Below are 11951 nucleotides of genomic sequence, written 5' to 3'. Positions count from 1 at the left end.
CCACGACCCTGACCCGATTCGAATCACCCAGCCGCGAAACAGCGGTGGGACCGGCTGCGCTGCAATCATGTTCACAGCGACGCCACCCTCCGCGAGCGAACGAGCGCGACAAACAACGGGCCGCCGAGCACAGTCACTGCTATCCCCGTCTGGAGGTCTCCCGGTGCGGTGGCAACGCGGCCGAGAACGTCGGCCAAGAGCAGGAACGCCGGCGCGACGACGAGCACGCACGGCAGAAGCAACCGCAGATCCGGTCCGACAACGCCGCGCACGATGTGCGGCGCAGCGAGCCCCACGAAGCCGAGTGGGCCTGCGGCCGCAGTAGCGGCTCCCGCCAGCAGGATGACTGCAACAGCGGACCCGATCCGGGCGGGTCCGGTGCGGGCGCCGAGCCCTTTGGCGACGTCCTCGCCGAGCGCGATCGCATTGAGTGGTCGAATCAGCAACAACGACAACGCGATACCGACAATGACGAAGGGCAGGATGGTGACGATCACGTCCCCGCCGCGGCCCTGCAACGAGCCGACCGCCCAAAATCGGAACTGATTGAATGCGGCCTCGTTGCTGATGAGAACAATGCTGGTGAGCGCCGTGATCGCCGTCGCCACAGCGGCACCGGCGAGCGCCATGCGCGCTGGGGTCGCGGCGCTGCGATGCGCAGACCCCAACATGTACACACCTACCGAGGCAATGGCCGCGCCGGCGAGCGCGAACCACAGATAACCGCCGACCGAGGTCACCCCCAGATAGGCAATCGCAATCACAACTGCCGCTGACGCTCCGGCGTTCACCCCCAGCAACCCCGGATCAGCCAGAGGGTTGCGGGTGATCGACTGCATCAGCGCACCGGCCAGTCCGAGCGCGGCCCCGACGACAAGCCCGAGAATTGTTCGAGGCAACCGCGATTCGATCACGATGAGGTGCTCGTTATTGCCGGCGTCGTAGGAAAGCACTGCGTCGATCACAGTGGAGGCCGGGATGTTACGAGAGCCGAGGACGAGTCCACCGACGGATGCCAGCACGATCACGACAATCGAGACGACGACCAACAACCCCGCACGCGCGGCTGTCCCAGACCGCAGCGGTGCTTCAATCTGGGACTGCGCAGAAGTGGTCACGCGATCATCCACCGAACGTGGACACCAGTAGCTCGACTGTCTGCTTCGCACTGAAGTAGTCGAGACGGAAAGCTGCAGTTCCCATCGTGTAGACCCGATCACCCTTGACCGCAGGTTGATTCGCAAGGAGCGGGTCGGCCGCGAGTTGCTTCTCCACGTCCTTGGGGCCCATCGAGACGGCAAACAGCGTCTGCGAACCGTCAAGTGCGGCAGACATGTTCTCGGAGCTGACGATCGCGACGCCGGAGGCACCCCGCTTGTCCGGGGCGACAAACTGTTCGGCGGGCTCGGCATAGGTGAAGCCGAGCGAGGTCAGCAGATTGCCCTGCGGGCTGTCGGCTCGGAATGTCCAGACCCCGTCGGCTCCCATGTAGACCAGTGCCGTCACCGGCTGCTCGGGGAGTTTGATCTTCCCGGCCTGCGTGGTCACCCAGCTGTCGTACTCGTCGACGGTCTTGTCGGCCTCGGTCTCGAGTCCGGTCGCCGCCCCGATCTGAGCCGCAAGCTCCTCCCAGGAGCTGGCGCCGTAGTCGAGAAGAACGGTGGGCGCGATATCGCTCAGCTGTGCGTAGGCGTCGAGCGTCGAGTCGCCGCCGTTGGCGGACCCGATGATCAGATCGGGCTCGAAGGTCTCGATCGCGTCGAGGTCCAGCTCGAGATTTCGGTAGAGCACCTCGACGCCACGATCAGCCGCCACGTCCGACCACTGAGAGAAGAATCCCTGACTGTCGGTCATTCCCGACGGCGTTGTAGCCGCACTCGCGACCACCGGTGCACCGATCGCGAGCAGCGTGCCGGTCAAGGACGGCGAGGTGGACACGATCCGAGTCGGCTTTGCGGTGATCTCGGTGCTGCGGCCACCGTGCTCGACGGTGCGCGGCCATCCCTCGGTGGACCCGGAGGTTTTCTGGGTGCCCTCGGTTCCGGTGTCACTACCTGACGAATTCGAGCAGCCGGCTAGAGCGAGGGCGACGACCGCGGCGAGTATTGCCGCCGCCGGGCGTAGAGATCTGCGCATGAGTATGTGGCTTTCTGACGGTACGAGAGTTGCCGCTGCGAACGCAGACCGACCGAGAGGTAAAGTTAGCCATACTTAAGTAGCAAGGGTTGTCCAGGAGCGCCAACGTGTTACCACTATCGGGAGGGTCGGACACGGTCGACTTGGGGCCGATCCGCGCCGGCAGCACCGAACTCAGCACCGGCCGCTCACCACTCTTGTTCTGGGTTCTTGCAGGCAGCGGACGCGTCAGAGCCGGATCGGCCGTCCACGAGATACCGGCAGGCGAATTGCTGTGGATCCCGGCCGGCGTGCGATACGCGATGGAGACGGATTCGAATTCCGTCGCGTTCCCCATCCTGCTTCCGCCCTCGGACGGCGTCACCGACGGACCAACGGCCGTGACTCGCCTGCGCGTGCCGCCGGGGTGGGAAGACAGACTGATCCACGAGTTCGTTCACAACCTGGGCTATCTGCGCGGAGACGCGGAAAGGCCGACGTCTCTGTTCGAAATGATCGCCCGGGCGGACGACGGATGCACGTCGCTGCCGCGATTGCCGCAGTCACGGGAAGCGTTCGAGATCGCGCACGCCCTGTTGCGAACACCTGGCGCCGACGACACCGAGGGACAGTTCGCGAAGCGCGCCGGGATCAGCACTCGAACGCTCCAGCGGTATTTCGTGGAGGAGACCGGCCTCACCTTCACTCGCTGGCGGCTTCGAGCGCGGATCGCCGCCTCGTTGGAGTATCTGAAGGAGGATCGCGAGATCGGTTGGATAGCAAACGAAGTCGGCTTCGAAACGGGCAGCGGATTCACTCGCGCGTTCCGAGCCCAGATGGGAGAGAGCCCGAGCGACTATCGTCGACGGACCCGCTCCCGCCCAACCGATCGAAGTGCGCGCACAGACAATGACCAGGCATTGGTCCGCATGCTCGCACAGCCCGGACAATCCGGGGACACCGCGCCGCCGATCCCGGCCAACGCGACGTGGCCGCGCGTCAACGGCGCCCACGTCGCAGTGTGGGTCTACCGAGGCGAAGCTCGGGTGGATGTCGCCGACTGCCGCTGGGAACTGCGCACCGGCGAGGCAATGATCCTGCCTGCAGGCGTCCGCAATACCGTCACAGTTCCGACGGGGTCACTGCTGCTACCGCTCGGCTTCCGTGCCTCGAACGGGTCGACCGTACCTGCCGACGCTCTCGAGACAGTCCAGTTCTCCTCCGCACACGAATTGGCACTGTTGCACACATTCGTCGCCGCATACACACCCTTGCGGCCACGTGGCCACGACGGCACCGCGGTGTTCGACATCATCGCCACCGGCCCTCTCGCGCAATCGGTTTCGAACGAATCCGTCGCCGATTCGATTGCCACACGACTGGCAGCGACAATCGCCGCTCGGCCGGCCGACCCTCGCACACTGGACGAGTGGGCGCAAGAGTTCGGCACCGACGCGGCCAGTCTGCGCCGGGAGTTCCGGACCGAGACCGGCTCCACGTATCCGCAATGGCGCTCCCTTTCCCGGATGACCCAGGCGCGCACCCAACTGCAACTCGGGATTGCACCAGGCACGGTGTCGAGAAACCTGGGCTACGCGCACCTGTCCGCATTCAGCCGCGCGTTTCGCACTGCGCACGGGATCTCACCGCAGCGTTTCCAAGCTCAGTCCGTCGAACGCGCCCTCTGGTTACGTTCGGTGCCACGCGCCGCCGAGCCGAACACTCGGGTTCACACCCACTGAACGAGTTGCCACACGATTCCGTTGGGGTCGACGAACTGGCAGTAGCGCTCGCCCCACGGTTCGGTCTCCGGCTCGGTGACGATGGAGGCACCTTCGGCGGCGATTCGGGAGAACTCGGCGTCGAGGTCATCAACCACGAATGCGACGAGCATGCCTTGACCGGCCGGACCTGCGACGAAGTCGGGCTTGAACGTCCCGAGGCCAGTGCGCAGGAAGACCACGTTGACCCCGGCATCCGGATGATTCAGGGAAACGAAGCCGTCGTCGGCCATGGCCTCGGTGAAACCGAAATGGGTTTTCGCAAAGCGCGCCGACGCGTCGGTGTCGGCAACGTTCAAGGACAGAGCAGTGCTGGTGATTTTCATCGTGGCCTCCATGATCATAAACCTTGTGCAGTGCATACAGTATGCACCGTATAAGGTATACCAGAGTTGAGGTGTTCCCGATTCTTGGAGACGACTGATGGCACGCGAACTGATCGACCTACTCTGGCGCGATCACCCCCTCTCACCGAAGGGCGGCGCCCGCGGCCCGCGGGCGAAGGTCACGACCTCACAGGCAGTCGACGCTGCGCTCACCCTCGCAGATACCGAGGGGCTCGACGCCGTGACCGTGCGTCGCCTCGCCACCGACCTCGGCATCTCGGGGATGGCGCTCTACACCCACGTCGGATCCCGCGACGATCTGCTGGTGCTGATGGTCGACGCCGTGCACGGAACCAGCCCCCGCCTGCCGTACGGAAACATGACCTGGCGCCAACGGGTGCGTCGGGTCGCCGAGGAAGAGCTTGCCCTTTATGCGGAGCATTGGTGGCTCCTCGACATCACCGACCAGCGCGCCGCGTTAGGTCCGGGCACGATCGCGAAATACGACCACGAACTTCATGCCTTCGACGACACGGGACTGACCGACATCGACCGGGACTCCGCCCTGACATTCGTGGCCGACTTCGCCCGATCCTCGGCGCAAGCGCGGCGCCCCGACCCTCGAGCAGCCGACATGGCCGAGGTGTGGTCGTCCTGGAACCAGCGTCTGGCCGCTTACCTCGACGACGACTTCCCGTTGGCGCAGCGAGTCGGCGGCGCGGCCGGCGAGGCCAAGAACACCCCGTACAGCCCCGAGGCGGCGTGGGAGTTCGGACTGGACCGGGTCCTGGATGCCCTGGAGGGCCTTGTTCGCATCGAATGACATTCCTGCAATTCGTGGGAGACAATACGTACGTGCAGCGCTTCGGTTGGTCTCGACGGTCTGGTGGCAACCTCTCGTTATTCGAGCCACGAGAGCTGTTGCACGCCTACAAGAATCGGTCGACCCGAGAGGTACGAGATTCCGGTGAGCTCCTGATCGAAATTCCGCTGAGCGACGCGAGCATCTTGGAGATCACCATCCCCGACCCCTCCGCGGACTGGATCGAGTCCCGAGTCCGAGGGCTCTGCAGTTCGCTGGACAACATCGACCAACTGGCTCAACGCGTACTTCGCGGGGGATTCAGCATCGGCTGGATCGAACTCGAATCGGAGCGCCACGGCGTCATCGACTACTGGGAAAACGGCGTCAACAACGAATACCCCATCTCCATCGTGTGGAACGGAAACTTCTGGGAAGAAGCGCCAACCACCTAGCCCTCAATTCAGCGGTATACATCCGCCAAGACGGGGTAGACGAGTAGATACCAACGGCTCATCGACCGAGCTCATCAACTCAACTCCTGCGGTGGTGAAAAATGTTCCTCAGCGACCAGTCGATCCGTCGCCGCACCCGCCGTTTCGGAGCAGCGCTGACGCCTTCTCACAAGTGGCCTCCCCCGACCGAAACACAGCGCGTCGCGCGCTGGAGTGAAAGATCGGAGATGCTCGGCGCACTGTCGGTGCTCCTGTTCTGGGCTTTCGGCTTCGGCATCCTGCTGGGCGTCGGCGCGATTACAACAGGAATCTTCGCGCTCCGACGTCACCCGAGGAGGGCTGGCGGGCATCTGCTCTCGAATGCCCGCCAGCTGCCCTGGGATGCAATAGTCGGCCTCTTCACCGGATTCATCGGTCTGGCACTGAGCGGCTGGTTCTTCGTAGTTGTCCTACCCAATATGTAGCCCGACCCGGTGAATATCGACGGGCTACTTGTCGGGCTGAAATCAACGTGCACCAGTCGCAGCAGCCGAGCGTCAGTTTATATCGCTCGCCTCGAGGCAGATTCGCCTACAACAAACCTTCGCCCTCGGATATCGCGGTCTGCAATTTCGCGATCGAATCATGAAGTCCGTCAGATAATTCTGCATGCACACTGGCATCGTCGATTTCGTTCCGAACTTCGGAAATAGCTTCACTCCACGAATCGAGTGCAATTGCGCTCACCGCGGCGGTCAACTTTCTCCGCTGCTCGTCCCGCGACTTCTGCTCCTGCGAAGCCACGGCCCGATTCACGCGAACTTCGTCGATCCAAGCGGCGATTGAAACGACTATCGGCAACAGGAAGGCAGCTATATCGGCGCCGTCGCTCAACGACCACGCATTCGGCTCAGGGCGTCGACCAGACGAGCCTCGGTTTGTGCCTTTTCCGAAAGATGCACCCTTCTGTCCACGCTCGAAGTCGCGCAAGCGTTTGATCAACAACGCTCCAACCATGCTGACATGGGGGGCAAATGCGGTTAGTTGGATCGCAGCAACAGGTTCCTTGCTATCGGCGATCTTCGCTACAAGCCCTTCAAGCTTTCCCCAAGACGGCTGATTTCGTTGGCGCTCCGCCGATTTCCCGACATCCTGACGCAGTCGATCCAGTTCACGTTGGTGTTTGCCGAACCAATCGACAAGTGTGGGCCGCAGGGCCGCAACCACTTCCGACTGGTCCAGCACTCCACTTTCTACGACCCTTCTGGTGGCTTCACCCAACGCACCGCGTAGGTCGTCTTTGGCCGCGGTATCGACACTTTCGAGTGCGACAAGCGATTGACGACGACGACCTGCCGCCGCGTCGGCCTGGGCAGCAAGCGGGGCACAAGCATCCAACTGAGTTCGCAACTCAGCGACAATCCTGGCAACCGCCTGGCGCCAGTACCGGCGCTCAGTCGAGGCTCTCAGCGCAACAAAGTCAGATGCCGCGACTCTCCTGATCGCCGCAGAGAGGTCATCCATGCCGTCCCACTGACGTGAGTCGTCCCAAACCTCAGCATCGACATCCCTCATCGATCCCGCCATCTGAGCAAAATCTTGGGCGACGACAAAAACTGGATACGCGGCCGATAACTCCAATGATTCGGATAGTTCCACCGCTTTTCTGGCCGCCAGTTGCCTGTACCCCTCGAGATCATCATCCGGATCGATCCCCGCTTCGTCGAACCTGGAGATAGAGAACCAAAGACTATCGGACGTCCACTCACTCCCGACGATCTCGCGAAGCGTCTGATGTTCGCCAGTTGCCAATTGCGTTGTGACCGTGATAATTGCAATATCGGTTAAGTCGATCGCCTCGGTTGCACGCTGTGTGTTCATTACGCCCCGAGCATCTTTCGCCCCAATTGCCAGACCCGGCGTGTCCCGCAAGATGACGCCTGCCAACTCGACACTGTTGACGTCGAACGTCTCATGCCGAGCGCTAATTGTCAGCCAATCCGGCACCTGCACTCGACTATCTACCAACAGGCGTCGGATCAGCGAGCTCTTGCCGGTGTCATACGATCCGAAGATCGTAATCACAGGCGCCTCGATCGAGGCGAATTGCTGCCAATGTTCGGCATAGTTCTCTGCGAGCGAACCACCGGGCAGACGCGCCAGCCATTCGTTGACCTTCAGCACATCGATGTCGTTCATTCACCGCTCCGTTCGCATTTGCGCAGATTTTCAGCCTGGCACAGTAACTTTTCGACCGTCGAGTGCGCATCCATCAGCGCGCGCTCTTCGTCGACCGCGACCAGTCGCTGGCTCTCCAGCAACTTCGCATACTCGGACAAAGGAGCTGCGTACGCACGAAGGAGCGGTATCGGTCCGTCCTCTTCTACTCCGTTCAATACTTGATGCACGAGGTCTGCCGCGGCATCCTCGATGATTCCCGCGACCTCACGCCTTTGCTCCTCACGAGCTTTCATTGCGCGTTCGTCCTTGATCATCGCGTGTGCATCGGCAGCCACTCCGGCTGCGGCCAAGATCGGCGCAACCTTTGCTACCCTGCCCGCGGCTTTCACAGCTCCCCAAGGCTTGAAGTTCACCCCTATGCCCTTGCCGATGGCGTAAATCGCGTCTCGATTCGCGATCGCCCTCACGAATGCAGCGCCTCCCTTGGCCGCACCCGCAGCAATATTCCCCGCATCGACCACAATTGATTCTGATTCGCGATTCGTGGCTCGGTGCCCCACCGTTGTGAAGACCAGCGATTCCATTTCACGCCCGATTGTCGACGCGTGCGTACGGAACCAAGTCTCGATCTGTTGTCGGGCTTTAATTATGAACTGATCAACATCCGAGTCGAGGTCGCTGTTCGCCCACAACGCATTCAACGCGGCATGAATGTCTTCGACACCCCCACGCTCCTGTCCAACCGCGTACACCGTGTACCTATTCGCATATGGTTCAACGACTCGCTGCGCATCCTGACGAAGCGACTTCTCCAGTAACTCAGAATCCTGCTGGCAGTTTCGAATTGACTGTTCCAGCGAGGTTCGAGCCCTCTCGTCACCTTGCAATTCCGCAACCTTCTGCTCAATTCGGTTGCGCCCCTGCAGCATCAAATTCAAAGCTGTATCGAGCTGAGCTCCGCTCACACCGGCACGCCCTGATTTTCTCGAGTACGAGTCGAGCATCCGCACAAGGGGCTCGACACCATCCCAATCGCGGTGCTGCGCGTAATCCTCGCGACTCACGTCCACACGCGCGCCGATCTCTCCGAACGGATCACCGGAGAGCACATGAACCTGGTTCGCGTTCACCTCGATCCCGCATGAACCCATTGCCGCAATGAGTTCCGCCTTCTTGCGCTCTTTCAGCAGAAGGAAGTCTTCCGGTGCAGCGGTGGGATCGACGCCCAACTCGTCAGATCGATTGATCAGGTAGATCATTCGGGTACCTTTGGCGACAGTATCGCGTGTCCCTTCGATAATCCCTTGGAGTAGGGTCATGTCGCCGATGAGCAAGTTGACGTGCAATACGACAAGCACAAGCGCAGCTTCGCCGACAGAACTCAAGGCCAAGGCGTCGTGTTCACGGTTACCACTCTGAAATCCTGGCGTATCGAGCAACTGGATATGTCCGAGGTCGTAGCGCTCAACCGCACTTGTGGCCGCACCACCCCGTACACGAAGGTTCACGGGAATCTGACCGCTCATCTCCACCAGCAAACGCTTAATCAGACTGGACTTCCCGGAACTGTAGTCACCCAGCACAACGATGGCCGGCTTGATTCCTACCTCACTATGCGAAGCACCCGCCATCTGCGCATCAAGCATGGTCGCGTCCCCGATTTCTCGAATCAATTCGGCAACAGACGAATCGGAAGGCAGCCCCCATGCTCCCGATAGTGCATGTTTCAGACTCACCAGGTCCACGTTGTCGGCTTCAACGAAGACCGGAAGTCGTTCGGACTCAACCGCATTCTTGTCAAGGCATCCGGATTCGAACCAATCTTCACCCAACCAGACTTTACGCCCGGATACCGATCCCCTCGCATCTGATTCGGAAGCCCCACCCTCGCTCGGCGGCAACGCCGAATGATCAGTCAGGACGCGCGCTTGCGCACGTTCCAAAACCGACTTTGCATCAATAGCTTGCGGAAGAGACTCCGATGCTTGACGGAGGCGAAGTATCAGATGAGCTGCGGCCACCTGATCCGTTCGCAACGTAAGGGCTTCACCGAGCAGTTCCGACAGAATGGGCTCGGCCACTTGCCAAGACAGATCTCGGCCGTGTTCACGCAGTTCCTCTTCGATCCGATCGTAAGTTCGATGAACGGCAGATCGCGATTGCAGTCCAAAATCGAATCTTGCTAGAGCACCCTGCTTTTCAGTGCTTGCGGCGACTCGTTCGCCGATGTAGCGACCGGCTTGGGATGCGCCACCTAAGCCGACGGCAACGGCCGCTCCTGCCCAACCGACAGGATTCCAGACGTTCGCGACGGCTGGAACGAAGATGGCACCGGCCGCACCACCGGCGGCCATCCCGGCTATCTTCATCGACCTGGCCAAATTCGACTTCATCCGACCGGCATGCCCATCCAAGGACGCCGAATCGGTCGACGACCCGGTGATGTCAGGCGCATCGTCGACACTCGCCAGTTTGAGTTCCCTAAGCAGGAATGCTGCTTTCGAGTTCCAAACCGTAACAACAGCCTCTTGGATGTCGTTCATCGCGAAAACTGCATTGCGGAACAACTCGTCATCGACTGAGTTACCGCTCTCGAAAACAGTCGCTACCAGTTCATCGGATTTCACGACAGACGCTTCACGAAGACCCGACAGGTGCGATTTGATCAGGTGGCTCATATGTCGATCTAGAGTGCCTTCGGGAGTTGCTGTGAACGACCGTCCACGCGAGTCCTCCAAGGCCGAAAGGAGATCCGGTCCGTCGCCGCCGCCCAGATACTTTGCTCGCTCATCGCCTTCTATATAGCCCAAGACGTCCAGCAGTTGGTCAATCTGGCGCTCCGCGGCAGCGACTCTAGAATCTACGCCTCCAATCAGTAGTTCGAGTCTGTCAGCCGTCTCGTCGAGTACACCGCGAAAGCCCTCGCGCAGCGAGGTTTGCCGGAGCTCGGCGCCACCCTCGACTATCGACGCAGTGAGTAGTTCTTCCAGAACGCCGAAGTTCGACCAGTGGGTGAGATATTCCACGCCGAACTGCTCACGATCCGACAGAAAATTCCGCTCCGCAGGCCCTTTGAACGGTGTACTGGCGCGACCGAACAATGCCCGGCGGCTTTGAACTGCGACGATCGGGGCGGATGGAAGATCGATCTTGGCCAACTCGGTTGCGATCGAATCGACATGCTCTCGAACTGCGCGAGACAGCGATTGCCGAGCAGATTGGCTAGCTACCTTGGCGGGGTGTCGCCAGCGAAGATTGCGCACATTCAAAACTGCCACGGCAGGCTTTCCATACGCACGCACCCATTGAGCAACCTTCGTGAACTCGGAGGCCTGCTGGCTCTGGCTGTCGAAACACAAGAGAACCACATCTGCAATCTCGACGGCTCGCCTTGCGGTTTCCTCGAGATCAACTCGCGACTGTGTGCGCCCCCACCCATTAATCCCTGGCGTATCCCATAGCCGGCAGCTATGCCATGCGATCTCGGTGACGTCGGTGGTCCAATCGCTTTCACCGGGTGAAACATAGCCACCGTCGAGCTCACCGAACGCTGAGAGCAACGTGCTTTTTCCGGCTCCGGTTCTGCCGAAAAAGGCGACGTTGAAAGTAGATAGGACTCGGCGCTGGTCAGCCAAGTGAGCGCGAAGGCTGCGCTCGAACTCGCCTGAGATTTCGGCAAGCTCATCGCTGAGACCTGCCCCGGATGACGCCGGCAAATGTGCCCCGGATGGCAGCGCAAACTGTTTGACCAGCGAGCCCACTAGGGAATCGAGTTCTTCCAATTCTCGATTGCCACTACCGACGGCTCGTGCCACTGCGTGTTGCAGAGCGACTCCAGCATCGACCATTCCTGACCCTTTCGCAGGCTGCTCCCTGTATCGGAAAGACCTCCGGAACTTCGCATTGCAGTCCGCTTGGATTCGGTTCGAATAACTGACGCAATGCGTGAACCGAAGTTCTGCACTGACGGACGTAGCTATTTCTAACCAACCGCCAACGAACGATGCATTCTTAATTCCGACTACCGACCCGAATCGAGAATCCGTTTCCCGACATGAGCATCGGTATTTGAATTGCATCTTAGATGAACCCACCGACAGAATTCCGACCCTCTCGGTTTGCACCTCAGGGCTTCAAATACAACGCTCCGACACGTCGGAACGAACTCGAGATTTCCTGCTTCGATGCCTGCCCCTCGGAAATACGTCTACGCATACATTTCAAGGCTGACTTCTTCCTCACTCGCACGCTCGCCACAAAGCTGACAACATACTCCGGTCGTCGTTGATCCAGTTTCCGCATGGTGTGCAGC

9 protein-coding genes are annotated in these 11951 nt (G+C 60.7%); 4 read left to right on the top strand and 5 right to left on the bottom strand.

Annotated elements, in window-relative coordinates; genetic code table 11:
- Positions 1–71: 71 nt before the first annotated feature.
- Positions 72–1130, bottom strand: coding sequence for a FecCD family ABC transporter permease (locus tag ACFQ6Y_RS00420; protein ID WP_378627625.1), 1059 nt, complete (start codon positions 1128–1130; stop codon positions 72–74).
- Positions 1123–2136 (bottom strand): Fe2+-enterobactin ABC transporter substrate-binding protein, encoded by a 1014-nt coding sequence (gene fepB / locus ACFQ6Y_RS00415; RefSeq protein WP_378627622.1) that lies wholly within the window; start codon positions 2134–2136, stop codon positions 1123–1125. The genes ACFQ6Y_RS00420 and fepB overlap by 8 nt, the downstream gene beginning before the upstream one ends.
- Positions 2137–2243: 107 nt before the next feature.
- On the opposite strand from fepB, the gene ACFQ6Y_RS00410 reads away from it, so the two are divergent.
- Positions 2244–3857: a helix-turn-helix domain-containing protein gene (locus ACFQ6Y_RS00410; RefSeq protein ID WP_378627618.1), complete on the top strand. Its 1614-nt coding sequence runs from the start codon at positions 2244–2246 to the stop codon at positions 3855–3857.
- Here ACFQ6Y_RS00410 and ACFQ6Y_RS00405 read toward each other — a convergent pair.
- Positions 3845–4222 carry a VOC family protein gene (locus ACFQ6Y_RS00405; protein WP_378627616.1) on the bottom strand — a complete coding sequence of 126 codons (378 nt, stop codon included), beginning with the start codon at positions 4220–4222 and terminating at the stop codon, positions 3845–3847. The genes ACFQ6Y_RS00410 and ACFQ6Y_RS00405 overlap by 13 nt on opposite strands.
- A gap of 97 nt (positions 4223–4319) precedes the next feature.
- On the opposite strand from ACFQ6Y_RS00405, the gene ACFQ6Y_RS00400 reads away from it, so the two are divergent.
- The 3 genes from ACFQ6Y_RS00400 to ACFQ6Y_RS00390 all read left to right on the top strand — a co-directional run bounded on the left by ACFQ6Y_RS00400 (position 4320) and on the right by ACFQ6Y_RS00390 (position 5943).
- Positions 4320–5045, top strand: coding sequence for a TetR/AcrR family transcriptional regulator (locus ACFQ6Y_RS00400; RefSeq protein WP_378627613.1), 726 nt, complete (start codon positions 4320–4322; stop codon positions 5043–5045).
- Positions 5046–5143: 98 nt separating this feature from the next.
- Positions 5144–5479 (top strand): hypothetical protein, encoded by a 336-nt coding sequence (locus ACFQ6Y_RS00395; RefSeq protein WP_378627611.1) that lies wholly within the window; start codon positions 5144–5146, stop codon positions 5477–5479.
- Between the two features lie 101 nt (positions 5480–5580).
- Positions 5581–5943: a hypothetical protein gene (locus tag ACFQ6Y_RS00390; protein WP_378627608.1), complete on the top strand. Its 363-nt coding sequence runs from the start codon at positions 5581–5583 to the stop codon at positions 5941–5943.
- Between the two features lie 106 nt (positions 5944–6049).
- Here the strand turns inward: ACFQ6Y_RS00390 and ACFQ6Y_RS00385 are convergent, their stop codons facing one another.
- A complete protein-coding gene (locus tag ACFQ6Y_RS00385) occupies positions 6050–7657 on the bottom strand; it encodes a GTPase (RefSeq protein WP_378627606.1) in 1608 nt (535 codons plus the stop codon).
- Entirely contained in the window at positions 7654–11487 is a 3834-nt protein-coding gene (locus ACFQ6Y_RS00380; protein WP_378627603.1) for a GTPase, read from the bottom strand. The genes ACFQ6Y_RS00385 and ACFQ6Y_RS00380 overlap by 4 nt, the downstream gene beginning before the upstream one ends.
- Positions 11488–11951: the final 464 nt, after the last annotated feature.

The sequence above is a fragment of the Rhodococcus sp. NPDC056516 genome, assembly GCF_042794655.1.
In the GTDB taxonomy this organism is placed as follows: Bacteria; Actinomycetota; Actinomycetes; order Mycobacteriales; family Mycobacteriaceae; genus Rhodococcus_F.
The sequence above is the reverse complement of the archived record's forward strand: the minus strand, read 5'-3'. Positions and strand labels throughout refer to the sequence as shown.